At 47.7% G+C, this 18,006-nt stretch carries 15 protein-coding genes; all 15 read left to right on the top strand.

Annotated elements, in window-relative coordinates; genetic code table 11:
* The first annotated feature begins 371 nt into the window (after window positions 1–371).
* On the top strand, window positions 372–2,102 hold the full coding sequence (locus tag K0H79_RS11740) for a secretin N-terminal domain-containing protein (RefSeq protein WP_220075924.1): 1,731 nt from the start codon (window positions 372–374) through the stop codon (window positions 2,100–2,102).
* Between the two features lie 667 nt (window positions 2,103–2,769).
* Window positions 2,770–4,179: a hypothetical protein gene (locus K0H79_RS11735; protein WP_220075923.1), complete on the top strand. Its 1,410-nt coding sequence runs from the start codon at window positions 2,770–2,772 to the stop codon at window positions 4,177–4,179.
* A gap of 501 nt (window positions 4,180–4,680) precedes the next feature.
* Entirely contained in the window at window positions 4,681–6,009 is a 1,329-nt protein-coding gene (locus K0H79_RS11730; RefSeq protein ID WP_220075922.1) for a flippase, read from the top strand.
* A gap of 44 nt (window positions 6,010–6,053) precedes the next feature.
* The gene (locus tag K0H79_RS11725) at window positions 6,054–7,118 is read left to right on the top strand and encodes a nitroreductase family protein (protein ID WP_220075921.1); all 1,065 of its coding nucleotides are present in this window, start codon (window positions 6,054–6,056) and stop codon (window positions 7,116–7,118) included.
* Complete coding sequence (locus tag K0H79_RS11720; protein WP_220075920.1) at window positions 7,115–8,278, top strand: polysaccharide pyruvyl transferase family protein; 1,164 nt, start codon at window positions 7,115–7,117, stop codon at window positions 8,276–8,278. Before K0H79_RS11725 ends, K0H79_RS11720 begins: the two co-directional genes overlap by 4 nt.
* Complete coding sequence (locus K0H79_RS11715; protein WP_220075919.1) at window positions 8,278–9,156, top strand: glycosyltransferase; 879 nt, start codon at window positions 8,278–8,280, stop codon at window positions 9,154–9,156. The genes K0H79_RS11720 and K0H79_RS11715 overlap by 1 nt, the downstream gene beginning before the upstream one ends.
* The gene (locus tag K0H79_RS11710; RefSeq protein ID WP_220075918.1) at window positions 9,144–10,220 is read left to right on the top strand and encodes a glycosyltransferase family 4 protein; all 1,077 of its coding nucleotides are present in this window, start codon (window positions 9,144–9,146) and stop codon (window positions 10,218–10,220) included. The genes K0H79_RS11715 and K0H79_RS11710 overlap by 13 nt, the downstream gene beginning before the upstream one ends.
* Before the next feature lie 108 nt (window positions 10,221–10,328).
* Complete coding sequence (gene pssD, locus K0H79_RS11705) at window positions 10,329–10,808, top strand: PssD/Cps14F family polysaccharide biosynthesis glycosyltransferase (RefSeq protein WP_220075917.1); 480 nt, start codon at window positions 10,329–10,331, stop codon at window positions 10,806–10,808.
* The gene (pssE, locus tag K0H79_RS11700) at window positions 10,805–11,254 is read left to right on the top strand and encodes a PssE/Cps14G family polysaccharide biosynthesis glycosyltransferase (protein ID WP_220075916.1); all 450 of its coding nucleotides are present in this window, start codon (window positions 10,805–10,807) and stop codon (window positions 11,252–11,254) included. The genes pssD and pssE overlap by 4 nt, the downstream gene beginning before the upstream one ends.
* Before the next feature lie 34 nt (window positions 11,255–11,288).
* Window positions 11,289–12,230: a Wzz/FepE/Etk N-terminal domain-containing protein gene (locus K0H79_RS11695; protein WP_220075915.1), complete on the top strand. Its 942-nt coding sequence runs from the start codon at window positions 11,289–11,291 to the stop codon at window positions 12,228–12,230.
* 12 nt (window positions 12,231–12,242) lie between these two features.
* Window positions 12,243–13,538 carry an O-antigen ligase family protein gene (locus tag K0H79_RS11690; RefSeq protein WP_220075914.1) on the top strand — a complete coding sequence of 432 codons (1,296 nt, stop codon included), beginning with the start codon at window positions 12,243–12,245 and terminating at the stop codon, window positions 13,536–13,538.
* The gene (gene wecB / locus K0H79_RS11685; protein WP_220075913.1) at window positions 13,535–14,647 is read left to right on the top strand and encodes a non-hydrolyzing UDP-N-acetylglucosamine 2-epimerase; all 1,113 of its coding nucleotides are present in this window, start codon (window positions 13,535–13,537) and stop codon (window positions 14,645–14,647) included. The genes K0H79_RS11690 and wecB overlap by 4 nt, the downstream gene beginning before the upstream one ends.
* Window positions 14,644–15,714 carry a glycosyltransferase family 4 protein gene (locus tag K0H79_RS11680; RefSeq protein ID WP_220075912.1) on the top strand — a complete coding sequence of 357 codons (1,071 nt, stop codon included), beginning with the start codon at window positions 14,644–14,646 and terminating at the stop codon, window positions 15,712–15,714. The genes wecB and K0H79_RS11680 overlap by 4 nt, the downstream gene beginning before the upstream one ends.
* On the top strand, window positions 15,707–16,420 hold the full coding sequence (locus tag K0H79_RS11675) for a WecB/TagA/CpsF family glycosyltransferase (RefSeq protein WP_220075911.1): 714 nt from the start codon (window positions 15,707–15,709) through the stop codon (window positions 16,418–16,420). Before K0H79_RS11680 ends, K0H79_RS11675 begins: the two co-directional genes overlap by 8 nt.
* Window positions 16,421–18,004 carry a right-handed parallel beta-helix repeat-containing protein gene (locus K0H79_RS11670; RefSeq protein WP_220075910.1) on the top strand — a complete coding sequence of 528 codons (1,584 nt, stop codon included), beginning with the start codon at window positions 16,421–16,423 and terminating at the stop codon, window positions 18,002–18,004.
* Window positions 18,005–18,006: the final 2 nt, after the last annotated feature.

Raw genomic sequence — 18,006 nt, 5'->3', positions numbered from 1 at the left:
AGATATCACGGGTAAAAGGTGGAAAAGTGGTGAGGGAATTTTTGGCAACATATACGGCCGTTAAAACTAGTGCCGCGAAAAAAGGTGCCGTTTCGCTGCTGGTGTGTACTGCAGTGTTGAGTGGGTGTGCTACCACAAATGAAACTGACAATCGAAAAGTCGTCGGGTCTTCTTACCTTGCCGGTGCTGTAGATGAAACCAACTCCGACACGGCCATTTCTGTCACTGTGGATGACAAAGGTTCTGAAGTGCAAGGACCCAGTTTCGTCCGGGTAAAACCAATCGCAAAGGGAGTCAGTGGATTTGTGGGGGGCGAAGCACTGACCAGCGGTTTCTCTACACAGAGTAGCTTAACCATTGCTGCAGATGATATGCCATTTATCGACTTCATCCATTATGTGTTTGGTGAACTCCTTGGGGTAAATTACATCGTCGGCGAGGGCGTGGCGGACATCCAAGCTCCGATTACCCTGAGTTTGCAGGAACGGGTGAGTCCACAAAAGCTGGTGTCACTTGCCGAAGAGTTGCTGCTGCGTCGAAACGTTGAGGTAAAGCGTCAGGACAACATCTTTTATGTCCATAAACTCTCAAAAGGGGGGAGTGAGTCTACCTTGATTGGTTATGGGCGTAACGCTGACCAAGTACCGTTGGCAGCGCAGGTACAGCAAATTGCACCGCTTAAATATCTGTATAACGGCAACACCACCAAAACCATTACCCAGATCACCGGCGCCAAAATTTCGCCTGACGTCAACCAAGGCGTGCTATTTATTACCGGAGAGCGGGACAAGGTTATCCGGGCACTCGAGCTGTTGGATTTACTCGATTCCCCCAACAGTCGCAGCAAGCATGTGGGTTTTCTGAAGCTGACGTTTGTGAGTGCCGATGACTTTATCACTGATATCACCGAAATTCTGAAAAATGAAGGCGTGATGACGGGCTCTCTCTCTGCAGACAACAGGGTTGCTTTCGTGCCGCTGCAGCGCCTCGGTGCGGTGGCCGTGTTTGCTGCCGAAGACAACTTTATCAGTCGCATTCAGTATTGGGCAACTCAGCTTGACAAGCCCAGCAAGGGTAACAGTGCCCAGTACTTTATCTATAGCCCTAAGTTTGCCCGAGCATCTGATCTTGGCCAGAGCATGTCTGCCCTCTTGAGTGGCCGTAGCCCGGTTGCGTCGCGGGCCGCTAATGCCACGGCTGAGCGCACCGCCGAAATCGAAGGCAATAATGCCCAAACGCCTACTGCGGCAGCCTCAGACACAGTCAAAATGGTGGTCGACGATCGTGCAAACAGCCTGATTTTTCAAACCACAGGGGCTGAATATCAGGCGCTGCTGCCGATGATAGAACGTCTCGACGTGATGCCCAAACAGGTGATGCTGGAAGTGGCTATCATGGAAGTCACCCTCACTGACGAATTTAAGTACGGCGTTGACATTGCCCTATCCTCAGGAAAATTCTCTTGGAATAACGCCTTTGGTGCCAAGGACCTTGGTGGCAGTGTGCTGAAGTGGGTGAGCGGTGAAAACAGCATTAACGCCCAGGCATTTGAAAGCAATAAATGGGTGAATGTGCTTTCCAAGCCCACTGTATTGGTGAGGGATGGCATGACGGCTAACATCCAGGTAGGGACGGATATTCCCGTGGTCGGCAAAACCACCACAGATCCTACGACGGGTGTAACTCGCTCGGTTGAATACCGTAAAACCGGTATCAATGTAAAAGTAACGCCTACCGTCAACGCCCAGGGCGTGGTGATCATGACCATAGACCAGAGCAACAGCAATCAGGTGGATGGCGGCGCCGAAGTTGAAGGCAATCCACAAATTTTTGAGCGCAGCCTCTCCACTGAAGTGGTAGCCCAAAGTGGCAGAACAGTCGTGCTTGGTGGCCTTGTCAGCGAGAATAACTCAGATAACGAATCCGGCACCCCGGTACTGAAAGATATTCCCTTACTGGGTGGCCTCTTCAGTACTACCACCAAGAATAAGGTAAAAACCGAACTGGTGATTATGGTCACCCCCAAGGTGATTTCCCGCACCGACGAATGGGATGAGATAAAGCAGAAATTTGATTCGGGTCTTGAGTACATTAAAATGTAACTAATGCGATCTGATAAGGCCTGTAATAGACAGAACAGCACACGTAAATTGTGGTTGTTGTTAAATACACGGCTTTTGCGTTGGATCAATTTTAAAAGCAGGGTTTGCACAAAAAACGTGCAGCCCTGTTTTTTTTTGGGCAGTTAGCCACGCATATTAGAGTAAATAGCTTGATTTTATTATTTTCAGTGGTTATGTTCGGCGGGTGTTTTTCTGTTTTGCCAAAGTAAAACATTGGCTTATGTAGCTTTTTTTTAATTGGCTGCGGAGTTGCTGTAAAAACACGACTATCGATGAGGGGGTCTTCCAACTCCTTTCCGGCAGAGTACCGGAGCTCAACGATGTCGAGTCGACCCAGGCGGAATTTGTTTGATTTTTGTGCGCCAGTTTGCTGGCGTTTGACTGAAAATTGAACATCTTGCGAGTGGCGTCTCAAGAAATTCGCGCCCTCAGGCATTTGGCTAATTATAAAGTTGACTTATTGTAACGATGCCATAAACTAGGACGCGGAAAGTTGAAGTAAAGGCGCGCACCAAGGGTTGTGCCTTGGTTTAACTTTACGGATTTGGCTTTCTGTTGAAAGTAACAAAAAAATGGAACATGGTAGTCAATTACACTCGAAGTATTGCTTCTTGTTCCAATTTCATGAAATTGGAGAATAGGATTTATGAAAAAGGTATTTAAAGCTTCTCTGCTCTCTCTGGGCGTAGCTGCTGCCTTCGGTGCCAATGCTGCAACTCTGATCGTTCAACCTGCTGATAAGATTGTTCTGTCTAACCAAGGTATCGCTGTTGAGAACACAGTTACTCAGGCTATCGTGTTTGACACTGTTCTGGACGCTCAGCACACTGGTCTGACTGAAATCGTTGTGACCCTGGGTGATGCAGTTGACCTGACTGCTGTTACTGACGGTGCATGCGTATACTCTGCTCCAAATGGTACTGTTACTTGTGGCGACGTACTGTTCGAAATCGGTACCGGTAGCTTTACTTTCGACAACCTGGTAGTAGACGCCGCTGCTGGCACCCTGACTTACTCTGTAAGCCTGGGTAACTCTATCACCTCTGGTTCTTCTTACCGTACCACTATCGGTGGCATCGCTGCTCCAGCCAACCTGCCTGTAGTTACCGACGTATTCGCAGTAGACTTCAAGTCTACCCTGAACGGTAACCCAGTTGACGCCGGTAATGCTGTACTGGCCACTGCTGTAGACCAGTTTGCTGCCGCTGTTGTTACTGAGTTCGACGGTGTTATCGAGCGTATCGCTCGCACCACTTTCGTACGTAACGGCGAAACTGCTACCACTGATACTTTCGCTATCATGTTCGCTGACAAAGGCCTGGTTGTTCCAACTGCTGAAGTTGCCAACCCAGCTGACGTTGACGCTGTAGTTGTTACTCTGAAAGGTAACTTCGCTGATCACGAAGCTGCTGAGTTCACTACTCCTAACGGCACTTTCGCCAAAGTAGACGACGCTACTGCTACCATCAGCTACACCACTGCTCAGTGGGCAACTGTAGTTGGTCTGGGCGCTGCTGGCGACGTACTGACCTTCACTTTCAACGCTGGTGATGCTACTGCTACCATCGAGCCAAGTGACTTCGAAGTTCAGTCTGTAGAAGTAACCTACAGCGGTACTGCCGGTGCTTTGGACATGACTCTGCTGTCTGATGTTGACGCCGGTGACTGGCGCCTGGACGCTGCTGTAATCAACGTGCCTTACCTGCCAGTTGGTTACGGTCTGACTCCTAACGTTGAAATCGCCAACGAGTCTGCCAAGACCATCATGTCTGAAATCATCATCGAAGGTTTCGACCAGTTCGGTAACCAGTATGGCCCAGCTACTCTGCCTTTCACTGCAAACGGCAAGACTGTGACCAAGGTTTCTGAAGCTGACATTCAGGCTGCCTTCGGTCTGGACGCTGCTACCAAGGCCAAGCTGAGCGTAACCTTCCTGATCGACGCCGACCTGGAAGACGTATCAGTAGCTCCTTACTACCGTCAAAACGAAAGCCGTATCAACATCCTGTCTGACCAGTACAAGTCTGATACCGCTCAAGGCAACAACGACTGGTAATCCAGTGAGTTGAATGCTTTAAAACGGGCCCTTCGGGGCCCTTTTTTTATGTCTTTTTCGCGTAGTGTATACGCTGTGATGTGAGTGCCTTTGCAGTATAATGCGTAGGTCTTTGGTGGAATGCTCGAGCTGGTGTAAGCTAAACTATCCACGCTTTATCAATGACTTATTCGGTTTATTACATGTGTTTATTACATGTGTTTATTGCGTGCGGTTTATAAGGGCCGCAACTGTGTGCCGCGCTTTCCGTTGTCATAGCCATCGCCAGGGTCTGTCAGACACTATGGGATGTTAAGCGAGATGTTAAGCGAGATGTTCAACGGGCAGTTAATCCGGATGTGCCTGAGCCTATTGCTTCGAACAGTGGGACAAGATGCTCTTCTTAGCAGAGCGTGTAGCGGCCGAAGACGCGCTTTTAAGCCAAGTTGCCGCAACCCCAGGGGCCAGCCCATATGAAAGGCGCTCTCGGGCTCAATTATGATGACGATAGGAGTAGGGTGGATGGGGCTTTCCCAGTGGCTTTTGCGAATACAGCGAAGTGGCAAGACCAAAAACTCGCTGTTTTTGCTCGCTGAGAAACTGTTACTGCTTTCCCTCGGGTTTCTGCTGACGCTTCTCCTGGCCAGGATGTGGCCTGCACAGCGCCTTGGTGAATATCAATATCTGCTCGCCATGGTGGCCTTGCTTGGTCCTTTTTCGGCATTGGGACTGAATTCTCTGGTGAGTCGGGAACTGGTATTGAGTCAGGAAGACACAGGTAAGGTGCTCGGCACGGCCTTGCTGCTACGCATAGCCGGGGCGTTGTTCGCAGGCATGCTGATGTTTGTCGCCTCCTTCTGGTGGGTTGAAGCCACGCTCAGGCCCATTTTTTGGCTGCTTTTGTGCTCCCAGGTATTTCATGCATTTGGAGTGTTTGATTTTTATTTCGAGTCCAAGGTGCGTTCGTGGGTATCGGCCACCCTTCGAAGCGCCAATGGCGCCTTCTTTTTAACGGTTAAGCTGATGTGGCTTTGGGGCAATGGCAGCCTTGAAGGCATGTTATTGATTACTGCCATTGAGTGGTTGCTATTGGGCGTGCTGTGGCACAGGGTTTTCAGATTAGCAGAGCCTAATCGCTATTCGCTGTCAGTCAGTTGGCAACAAGCGATATACCTGCTCAGACGCTGTGGCTGGCTGTTATTGTCGGGCGTGGCTGCCGTTATCTACCTTAAGGTGGATACCGTGATGCTTGGCTGGCTGGATGATAAGTCTGAGGTCGCCCGTTACAGCCTCGCGAGCCGTTTGTCAGAGGTGTGGTACATTTTCCCTGGAATTTTGGTTGCGTCCTGGTTTCCATCTTTGCTCACGCTCAAAGGTCAAAACCACGAACACTATCGCAAGCGGCTGCAATCCCTGTGTGACTTTTTAGCGTGGATAGCCATCATTATCGCATTGTTGATAACCATGGTGTCTGCGCCCTTGATGGCGTGGCTCTTTGGTGAACAATACCGTGATGCCGGGAATATTTTGCAAATTCACATTTGGGCTTCGGTATTTATTTTTATGCGGGCGCTGCTGAGCAAATGGATTTTGATTGAAGATATTCCCAAGTATTCATTGCTTACCCACGGGGCTGGTGCGCTGCTTAACATAGGGCTTAATGCCATGTGGATACCCCATTTCGGTGGCGAAGGTGCCGCTATGGCCACATTGATTTCCTATGCCGCGGCTTCTTATTTTTCGCTGTTTCTGTTTCACAAAACTCGTCCTTTTGCGTTAGTGATGACCAAGTCACTGCTGTTACCTGTACGGCTGCTGTTTTTAAGGTCAACTCGCCTTGGTAACGACTGATGTTCCCGCTAGAATAATGCGCAGTTAATCTGGATGGAGTGCCAATGAAGGCATTATTGAGACGTTTGTTGGGCGAAGACACCAGACGCACCCTGCGCAGTATGTTCAACCGAATCGACATGTGCCTGCTGCAATGGTTTGCCTCCGCTCCCCTAAAACCGTTCGCCAACGTATTTTATGGTGTGCTTAACGGCGAATTCAGCCGCGAGCATCGCGCCGTTATCGCAGGCAGAAAAGCGTATCAGGCAAGTCATGGTTTACGTTCAGGCTCTGCACCTATGCTCAGACGGAATATTCATCGCATTGAAAAGGGCCTTTCGATGTCGCCGCGGCGTTCTGTTTTTGCCGAAGACTATATTCAAGAAACCGTCAGCATTTATCTCGACGCCATCCAGAATGGGGCCATTTGTAAAGAAGAACTTGGCTGGGCCCGGGATGTCTTGTCTCGCTATTTTCAAATCGTTGAACCTACTTCTGTCGTAGCAAACGCGCGGCTGCATTTTTCCGAACAAGAATCAAAAAGCGCTACAAAAGTGCCCTATACCAGCGAGGAGCGCCAAGGGCCACAGGTTGATTTTGTACACTTTATGGCACTGTGTCGGCAAAGGCGTTCTGTGCGTTGGTACCAACCCAAACCAGTGCCGGACAATCTTATTGATCAGGCTATCGGTGCAGCTTCCCAGGCTCCCAGTGCTTGTAATCGTCAGGCATTCCGCTTTTTTGTTGCCAATGATGCCAACCTGGCTCCCCGGATCGCTGCCATGGCCGGGGGCACGGCGGGATTCAGCGACAATATCCCCTGTGTATTGGTGGTGGTGGGGGACCTCAGTGCCTACGCAGCTGAACGTGATCGCCACCTTATTTACATTGATGGCGCGCTTGCGTCGATGCAGCTGATGCTGGCACTTGAAACCTTGGGTTTGGCATCTTGCCCCATTAATTGGCCGGATTTGGAAGTGCCCGAAGCCAAAATGGCGAAGCGTTTGGGGCTTGCTGAATATGAAAGGCCGGTAATGTTGATTTCGGTCGGTTATGCCCTGGAGACAGGTATGATACCCTTCAGCCAGAAAAAGCCGGTTTCGCAACTAAGAATTGATATAACCCCATGATGATAGAAATTAAAGGCGTTCAGTTTGTAAATAAGGGCGCCGAGTTGATGCTGCACGCCTGTATTGAACAGATAAAAGCACAATGGCCTGATGCAGAAATAGTGCTTACACCGGATGCCAATTCACCTTACCTCAAGCGAGCGCAACTTGGGGCGTGGCAAAAACTGAATTTACACAAGCATGTTTTTGATTTAAACGGATTAAGCTATTTTTTGCCTCATGCTTTTCGTCGTGCATTGCGTCGTTTCGGTATTGTAACTGAAGCTGACGTGGACCTGGTGCTGGATGCATCCGGTTTTGCCTATGGTGATTCCTGGCCCGTGCGGCAATTAACGCACACATCGAAGCAAGTACAGAGAATGGCCTTGAAGGGCAAACCTTATATATTTCTGGCTCAGGCGTTTGGCCCTTTTACTCACCCCAAACTTAAGCACTCTATTCGTAGTTATTGGGGTAGTGCAGCTTTGATAGTCGCCAGAGATACGTCATCGTTCGATGCGCTTTCAGCCATTTTGTCTCATGATGCACCCCTGATGCGTTTTCCTGACTTTACCAACTTGCTCTCACCCATCATTGACGAAAAGCTATCTCCAGGCGTTTTGGTGATCCCTAACAGCAAGATGATCAGTTCGAAAAATCAACGTAAAGATTGGCATGAGTCATACGTCAACTTGTTGGAGGAAATGTGCAAAGCGGCTTTGGCTTCGGGGAAAGCCATTACTTTGCTCAACCATGATGGCGGCGAAGACCTTGCACTTTGTAATACGCTGAATGAGCGACTTGGTGGAGCTGCGACTATTCTCTCGCTCGAATGCCCGTTAGCCGTTAAGGCCCTGATTTCGAAAGCTGATGGCGTTGTAAGTTCACGCTATCACGGGTGTGTGAGCGCCCTTAGTCAAGGTGTTCCTACCGTTGGTACCAGTTGGAGCCATAAATACGAGGCATTATTTGCCGATTATGGATGCAGCGACATGTTGTTTTCTTCACCCTCGATGATGTCAACCAATGCTGTAATGGCCAGGTTACTCAGCGACGAGTATCGGGATAGATGTCGCACAAATCCTGCTATTGAAGAACAGAAATCCTTGGCACGGGAAATGTGGTCCAGTGTGTTCACCGTGATTGCTTCAAGCGTATTAACACCCGGACACCGCAACTGATGCCGCTGGTCAGTATTTATATGCCAACCCGAAACCGCCGCATCCTGCTGGAGCGTGCTGTGGCATCGGTGCAAGCACAAACCTTTACCGACTGGGAGTTGCTGATAGTTGACGACGGTTCACAAGACGATACATCAGCTTATTTAAGTGAACTGATGCAAACAGACCACCGTGTGCGCTGCATTTTTAATGCTGACGCCAAAGGAGCCTGTATTGCCCGTAATCTCGCCATATCCGCCGCCAGAGGGAAATACATCACGGGCCTGGACGATGATGACGAGTTTTTGCCAGAGCGGCTGCAGCAGCTCCTGAATGCCTATCACGAAAATTTATCTTTTGTTTGTCAAGGCTTTATTTGGCAGTACGGACGATTCGGGCGGCCTGTTGACACCAGTGATATGACTATTGGCCTAGATGAATTGCTCAGTTACAACCATGCCACGAATCAGGTGTTTACTGAGACCTATAAACTTCAGCAAATTGAAGGATTTAATCCGATTTTTCCTGCATTGCAGGATTATGATACCTGGACTCGCTTGCTGATAGCTTTTGGGAAGGGGAAACGTATTGCTGGCGCCAGCTACATAATGCATCAGGGGCATGAAGGGCCCAAAATTATGTCGAAAACGCGTCAGTCTGAAGGTTTTAAATTGTATCAGCGAGCTTATGGGCATCTGATGAGCGAAACAAATCGATTGAATCAGGAGTTCCTGTTGCACGTAGTGGCGCGTTCGAGGTTGCCATTATTACTCTTTTTTAAGCTTTTAAGGCATCAGTATCGCCCGCAAATGTTACGCTATTTACTGAGCAGCCATGCAGGCCCTTTGGCAAGATTAAGAAAGCAACTGCTTTTGAAGGGTTTTAAATGCAACAGTTAGTTATAGTGGCCACGCACACGACAGAGACACGCGGTGGTATCAGCACTGCGCTGGCAGGTTTTGAGCGTGCATTGACCGATGCTGGCGTGTCCTGGCGCCGGATCAACTCCCACAGTGATAAAAGAGGCAAGATACGTACTTGGCTATGTGCCTTGAATCAGGCTTGTGTGGTGGGACGTCGAATGGGGGGCGACGGAATTTTTTGGCTGCACTGCGGCCCCTGGCTCTCCATGATCCGGAAACTCTCGATCGGCCTTGTAGCGAAAGCCTTTGGGTGTCGGCTTATTGTCCAGTTCCACAGTCCCGCAGTAGCAGAATATCTAAGCCATCCAATAAAAAAGTATCTAGTAAAGTCGTTGGTGTCACTGGCGGATGTTACCTTTGTTCTGACCCCATGGTGGCAGAAGCTTATGTTGTCACACTTTCCCAGTGCCCATGTCCGTGTTTGTTCCAATCCGTTGCCCCCGGACCTGGCCGAGGCGGCGGCTAGGTTTTTGGCCGAATCCCATTTGCACCGTGAAAGATCCAAAACCCTGCTGACCATGTCCCGCCTCATTGAAGGTAAAGGTACTGAACAGGTCATTGCGTCAATGGTGCTACTTCCTGAGGATGTAAATCTATTGATAGCGGGAGAGGGACCTTGCAAGGAAAAGTTGCAAGCACAGGTTCACAGACTGGGGTTACAGGAGAGGGTCAGCTTTGTTGGCTGGGTAGATACCGACAAAAAGCATGCACTGCTCTCTCAGGTCCGGGCGTTTTGCCTACCATCACGCTATGACTCTTTTGGCATGGTGTTTATTGAAGCCATGGCCTTTGGATTGCCAGTGGTAGCTTGCGATTGGGGGCCTATTGCTGATGTTGTCCCCACTGAAGGCGGAGTCTTGGTGCCTGATGGGAATGTGGAAGCGACAGCTAATGCGATACAGCGGCTTATAGATGATTTTCCGGCAATCAACACCGCACTGGGTACGGTCACGCTCGCACGCTATCAAGCATCTCAGTGCATTTTACCTGTGATGGATTGTCTGCAGCAGTGGTGCACTGCTCAGTCGGCAGACAAGTGAATGATAATTGCCCGCCATTTCTGGTGATTGGTCCGGCTTTACTTTACAATGCGCCGATATTTTGGGGTTGTAATGCCGATTTGGATGAGGGTGCGCTAAAGCCCTGTTATGAAGCAAAAAGTGTTTTTAGTCGTCTATGGCCGGGGCGGTCATCAGGAACAAATGCGCCGCTTGGTTGCCCAGCTGTCGAAGTGCGGGGATACCGGCTTTGTCTCTATTGCGGATGTAGAAGACAAATTGGGGGCAGTAGAACATTTGGTGTGCCCCGAGCCGCGCGATAAATTTTCCTTTTGGAGTGCGCCATTCAAGCTGTGCTATACCGCTCTGGTTACCCTATGGCAGACGCTGTTATTGCTTAGAAAATATGATGTCACAGGGCTTGTATCCACGGGGCCGGGTATGACTGTTATTCCCGGAGTTTTACTACGTTTGGTGGGTAAGCCTGTTATTTATATCGAGTCTTGGTCCCGTTTTTATTCCGGCTCGTTAACAGGGAAATTCATGTACCGCATTACTAAAGACTTTTACGTACAAAATGCCAGCATGCTTTCAGTGTTTCCAAAAGCAAGGTATGCCGGTCGACTATGAAGATATTTGTAACCGTCGGGCACACCAGATTTGACTCGCTATTTGCAGCCATTGATCGAATTCATCGGCCAGAGTGGCACTTTGTTTGTCAGGTATACGATGGCGAGGTTAAGCCAAATCATGCCGAATGTATCACTTTTGTAGGTGATATCAGGCACTTCTACCAGAGCGCAGATGTAGTTGTAACTCACGCTGGCGCTGGCACAGTGTATTCATTGCTGGAAATTGGCAAACCGACGATGGTAATTGCAAATGTGGATAGGCTGGATGCCCATCAGGAAGATTTGCTGCACTATGTTGAAAGCCATAACCTGGCGATGGTCTGTCGTGATTTGGCACAGCTGGAAGGCATGTTGGACAGGATCCCCAATTTCCAACCCGCCGCTTATAAGCCTGAACCTTTCAATGCAGGTAATGAAATCGCGAAGCGCTTGGGGATTGTTTGAGTTGCAAAGGATGGCATATTAAGGTGATAAAATTATGACTTATGAAGAAATACAACAACTTAATACGGATAAGCAGGTGATTTCTTTTAGCCGCTTGGCTCGCTTAGTGTGGTTGGCTAAATGGTATGTAGTGGTTATCACCCTGATTGGCTCCCTTGCAACCCTCATCTATGCCATTTCATTACCCAATATCTATCGGGCTAACGCCATTTATTTGCCTAAAGGTGCACAGGACGCAGGAGCATTATCCAAGCTCGCTGGCCAGTTTGGCGGTTTAGCCAGTATGGCTGGCATTTCGCTTGGCGGTGCAGGCGAAGATAAAACTGACGCTCTGTTGGAGTATCTGCAATCGCGCAGTTTTTTGCAGCAGTTTATCGACAGGCATAACCTGCTGGTGCCATTGTTGGCGGCAGAAGGGTGGGATCCACAAGCAGGTAAACTGATAATCGATCCGTCTGTCTATGATGAAACCACTCAAACCTGGGTGAGAACACCGCCACCCGGCATGGCGGTTATCCCTACATCGTGGGAAGCGTACGAGCCACTGCTTAAGCTTATCCGTGTGTCATATCAATCCAAAAAAGGTTATGTCGAACTTTCTGTCAGTTATTACTCGCCTAAAATGGCGGCAGATTGGTTGACATGGCTGGTTGCCGATTTAAACGCGTATTGGAAACAGCGTGAGCACGAGCGCAATACCACCACCATCGCATTTTTGACCAAACAGGCTGAACAAAGCCAGTTCAGTGAGCTGAGGGCAGTGTTTTATCAGTTGATAGCAGAACAGACTAAATCGGGCTTATTGGCAGAAATTTCCGATGAAGTGATGCTTGAATCAATGGCACCGGTGGTTGTTCCTGAATACAAGCACAGCCCCTCCCGCGCACTGTTGTGTATAGTCGGCGCGTTTCTATCGGGTGTCTTAGGCGTGATAGTCGCACTGATAGTCTCTATCCGCCGTGAAAACAGGGCTTAAGGACGCCGGAGGATGAATGCTTCCGGCTTGATGACCTCGTCAGGCGCAGTGAAACCTGCCGTCTACCTTCACTATTTGGTGATGGTGATGATGTGCGCGTATCTGCTTGCCGATATGATGTCTGGCTTCACCCAGATATATATGGGGCTCGACCTCAAGATTTCCCTCATTTATAAGACCCCCTTATTTGCGCTGCTGCTGCTACTGATCGCCCGTTATCACCTGGGTTGGGCCGTGGGTTTGCTGGTGACATTAATGTTGCTGTTGATTGGCCCGACTGCCGCTTTTTATCGTCATGTCAATATTGGGTTGTTTTTCGCCGACTTTGGTTATGTCGTTAAGCTACTGATGCCCATTACCGTTGTACTTTACTTTGGCCAGCTTTATCGCTTTGCCCCGGATTTCGCATTTCGTTGGGGGAAGCGGATCCTCTGGTCGGCCTTTGCCATTTTATGCTTTAACTTTGTGCTTGCCTCAATCGGAATAGGTAAGGGAACCTATCAATTGGAAGACGACGAAACAGCGGGCTCAACCGGATTAATCTACGCCGGAAATGAACTCGGTGCTGCCTTTTTGGTGGTATTCGGTTATGCCCTGCACCAAATTTGGAATTCAGGCCGTTTTTATGTTTACCTTTTGGCGTCGGCAATCACCCTGGGTTGTGGTCTTCTGGTAGCCACTAAAACTACCATGCTTGCGGCTGTGTTGCTTGTTACCTTTATCCCTATCGTCAATGAACGGCAACATCTATTCCGTTTGACTTGGCTGAAGATCAAAATTCTTTCCCCTTTTGTGTTAGCCGTTGTCGCATTGGTGATATTGATTGCCGATTTACTCGAGGCGATTGGTCTCTATGACCGCATTGTTTGGTTTTATGAGCAGCGCGGGTTGATCGGTATTCTTTGGTCTGGACGAGATCAATTTCTCTCTCAAATGATACATATCTATCTTGCCCAATCATCTCTCTTTGAACAGATTTTTGGACAGGGGATCTTTGTCGGTGAGTTGCATCCCTTCGGAAAAGCCAGCGCTGAGGTTGATACAGTTGATGCACTCATGTGGTTTGGTTTTTTGGGCTTGACAGTTTGTCTTGCTTTTTATTCTTGGTCATTCGTCAAGTCGTTATCTCGTCTAACTGTTTCTGGGTCATCCTTTGGCCCTTATCTGGCACTGTCGAACGGTTTATTGATTTTATTATCGCAATTAAGCGGTCATATATGGTTTTCAGGTACCTTGGGCATTGTGTTTGGCGTAATGAATAGCTTGATTTGGTTTGAATTTTCAAGAAATGTGGAAAAAAGTAAATGAAAGTAATGCTGGTGTTTGGGACTCGCCCGGAAGCCATTAAAATGGCCCCCCTGGCCAAAAAGTTAGAGCAAACGGAGGGTGTCATCGCCAAAGTGTGTGTGACAGCCCAGCATCGGCAGATGCTGGATCAGGTACTCGGATTGTTTCAAATCAGCCCCGATTATGATTTGGATATCATGAGTCCCGGTCAGGGGCTGACTGAAATCACCAGTCGTATTCTAACGGGCCTCAAGCCTGTGCTCGAGCAAGAAAAGCCTGACATGGTCTTGGTTCACGGTGATACTTCCACTACGCTTGCTGCTTCACTTGCGGCTTTCTATCAACAAATTCCGGTAGGGCATGTGGAAGCGGGTTTAAGAACCGGTAATCTTTACTCCCCCTGGCCAGAAGAAGCCAACCGTAAACTCACCGGTGTACTGGCGGCCAGGCACTTTGCCCCGACAGATACTTCGAGACAGAATCTGCTCGCGGAAGGCGTGTCCGATAACACGATTGTAGTGACGGGTAATACCGTCATTGATGCGCTGCTGTGGGTTAGAGATAAAATTGCCGGTGATAACGAGCTGAATAGCACCCTGGCAGCGCAATTCCCCTGGCGCGACATTAGTAAACCTCTGGTGCTGATCACCGGTCACAGACGAGAGAGCTTTGGCGGCGGCTTTGAGCAAATTTGCAGTGCCATTGCACAAAGTGCGACGCGCCATCCCAACGTGCAGTACGTATATCCAATGCACCTGAACCCGCAGGTTAGAGAGCCGGTAAACCGCTTACTCGCCGGTATCGACAACGTCGTGTTGATTGAGCCGCTGGATTATTTACCCTTTGTGTATCTTATGAACGAGTCTCATATCATCCTCACCGATTCTGGCGGCATACAGGAAGAAGCGCCATCGTTAGGCAAACCTGTGCTGGTGATGCGTGATACCACAGAGCGCCCCGAAGCCGTTGCCGCAGGCACCGTAAAGCTGGTCGGTACGGATACAAGTCGTATTGTGGATGAGCTGGAAACCCTGTTGACTGATTCTGAAGCATACTGCGCTATGGCCCGCGCTCATAACCCGTATGGAGACGGAAAGGCTTGTGAACGCATTGTCAAGAGCTTGCGATGAGTGAGTCAATGCCTCACTTAATAATTGTTTGTCCTGAACCCTATACTGGACGAGGCGGGATAAGTACCGCTGTAGGTGGATTCCTCGATGGATTCGAATTGCTTGGCATCTCACCCACAGTCATTGCTTCTCATGTGACTGGCGCAGGAAAGGTCAGACAATGGTTTAAGGCGCTGAAAGAGTTATATAGAGTTTGCAAGCGGCACAGAAATGATACGGTAGTTTGGTTTCATTGCGGTGCTTGGTTTTCAATGTTCAGAAAGTGGACGCTCGCTCTTGTGGCCTCTTTTCACGGAGCGAAAACAGTCATCCATCTTCACTCCACTGTGATAGAGCAATATCAGGCTCATCCTCTGGGGAGATGGCTCTTCAAGCGTTTCTTAAATGCCTTTGACAGGGTCTTTGTGGTTACTCCCTGGTGGGCTGACTGGCTGAAAGTAAACTTTGATGTGGATGCTACCCCTCTGTTTAATCCTTTGAATAAAAGAAGTTTTGATGGGCGCGTATTGGACAAGGCTAGTTTAGTCGTAGGTACAGATTCTATACATCTTGTCTCGATGTCTCGCTTGGTTGAAGGGAAGGGATTCGAACTTTTGTTGGAAACGATGACCAGGCTTCCCGACAGTGTGATATTAACTATCGCAGGAGACGGGTATTTGATGGATTCCCTACGGAAAAAAGTCGTGCAATTTAGACTTTCAGACAGAGTGACCTTCGCTGGTTGGGTTGAAAAAGACGAAAAAGAGCGTTTGCTCGAGCAGGCGGATATATTGGTATTGGTTTCACAGGCTGAATCGTTTGGCATGGCTTACATTGAGTCTATGGTTAAAGGTACGCCAGTTATAGGCTTAGCCCGAGGACCCATACTTGATGTTGTTACCGATGACGTTGGAAGACTCATCACCTGTGAGAGTCCTGTTTTACTTGCTGAAGCCATCACCTATGTCGCAGCAAACGCCTCTGAAATGGGAGCTGCCGCTCGCCAACGTGCAGAGCAGGTGTTTCATCCCTACGAAATAGCGATGAAGGCACGACAATTGTTAAAGATAGATAAATTACATGACTGAAAAAATATCCGTCGCTGGATTCGACATTTCTGCATATGAAAACGTAACACAGGCGGCTGAAATCATTATTTCAAAGCATCTGAATGTTGGCCATATGGCCATCGCGGTGAATCCCGAAAAAATTGTCAGGGCTATGAAAGATACCGAACTTGCTGCCACTATGCGCTCGGCAGAGGTTCTGTACCCCGATGGCATAGGCGTGGTTAAAGCCATGCGTAAGAAAAGCGGCCTTAACATTAACCGCGTACCAGGCTGTGAGCTTTGGGAGCAATTAATGTGGCTCAGTGCCAAACGTCATATTCCAGTGTTCATTCTAGGGGCGTCTGCTCAGGTAAACCGGGCAACCTGTGACAAGCTAAAGCAAATGGGCTGTGATGTGGTGGGGGCACAGGATGGCTATTTTGACGATGAAGCCAAGGTGATAGCGGCCATTCGAGACTCGGGCGCTAAAATCGTGTCGGTGGCCATGGGCTCACCTCGCCAGGAAAAATTTATTCAACGCTGTAAAGCAGCTGGGCTGACCGCCTTTTTTATGGGCGTTGGGGGCACCTATGATGTGTTTACCGGCAATGTTAAACGCGCACCCGTATTATTCCGAAAGCTGGGACTAGAATGGTTTTATCGTTTGGCTTGTCAGCCATCACGTCTTTTTCGGCAACGTAGCTTAGTTGAGTTCATGTTGCTTTATTATAAAGGGAGTTTATAAATGAAGCATTTACGAGTTGTAATCTTATGGGTTTCGGTATTGGTCATGCCTAATTTACATGCTTATGACTTTGCTGAATATTGTACATTCACCAAGGGTGAAGCTGATTGTTCTTCTGAATTGATGATGCTGATGGACATAGCTTCAGAAACAAATGAGCCAATATATCTAGGTGCTAATAATATATTTAGAATTGATAGTGTTGACACATCTGCCCACCTTATTTCAGGTATAAGCATTATTGGTGATAAGACATCTGTGATTAAGACTGATAGATTTTTTCTTAGGGATATCGATAACCTAAAAATATCCGGCGTTAAAATTGAGGGAATAAATGTATCAATCGGCAGTAATACTCAGGATACAGCGATGATTTCTTTTGGTGGCTCTCCTGGAATGCCAAATGCAAAAAATATCACTTTAGTTAATAATTTTTTTTCACAATCCGCAGAAGATATCTTAAATATTAGAAGTGCAAGTAATGTTGTTGTATCAAATAATGAATTTCGTCTTGCTGGTCTAGCGATGCGTTCAACGATAAGCGAATCTAATGGTGTTTATGATGAACGTCCAAAAGGAAGTGCTATCGGAATGTTGAATGTTGATGACGTCCTGGTTTCAGATAATCGAATTTTTGAGTCAAAAAAGACCGGTATATTTGTGGACTCACTTAATCACACATCAAAAAACATTAGCATTTTCAACAATCATATAGATCTTTTAAGCTTTTCAAATCCAACATGGCGATATGGTTTAAAAGGTGGTGCAGGTATTTATTTTGTTCAGGGCTCTAATTTTTCGAATATCTCTGTAACAGGCAATGCAATTTACAATGCGAAAATGAATGCGCTTAGACTTAATGGAAATAAAGTTATTGCCAGGAATAATAGGGTAGATATGGATGATACCTGTAGTTTTATTCCTGAAAATGTTGACAAGGCGATATTAAATTCCATTGCTATAAAATCACATTTTATTGACGATGCGATAATTAGAGATAATTGCATAGCAAACTATTCAGTCGGAGTACATTTAGAAAGTTGGGGCGAGATAAAAGATGTTACTGTTGATAAAAATAAAGTGTTCAGTCCCAACTCTGGTGTCGTTGTAGAGCATAAGTATGGCGGTGTTTACAACAATGTTCGAGTAGTTAATAACGCAATCTACGGCAGCAAGACTAATGGTTATGTGTTCAGATCGGCATTGCCAAGCACTGGCAATATGCTTGTTGGGAATTCACTTGTAAATAATCAAGTGCAAAACCCATCTGGCATTAATTCCGGCGGACCAATGGTTTTCATTCAAAATCAAACTGATTTTTATTATGAGAATAATTGGATTGAAGGTGGTAACACATCCATTAATTGGAATTTTTTGGTTATTGAAAATGTAGATAACTCTATTTTTAAGCGTTCCTCCTTTAAACTTAACTCTACTGCTGACAAAAATTCAGCTGGTATATACATTAAATCAGGCTCTGATAATAATTATTTTGATAGAATAAATTTCTACCAGTTCTCGCAGGGTATTCATGATTTTGGCGTCAGTAATAAGTTTTCATTAGTTAAGTATATTGGTGAATAAAC

It is taken from the genome of Shewanella sp. FJAT-52076 (assembly GCF_019457455.1).
Lineage (GTDB): Bacteria > Pseudomonadota > Gammaproteobacteria > Enterobacterales > Shewanellaceae > Shewanella > Shewanella zhangzhouensis.
Note: the sequence above shows the minus strand (reverse complement) of the source record. Positions and strands in the feature narration are given on the sequence as shown.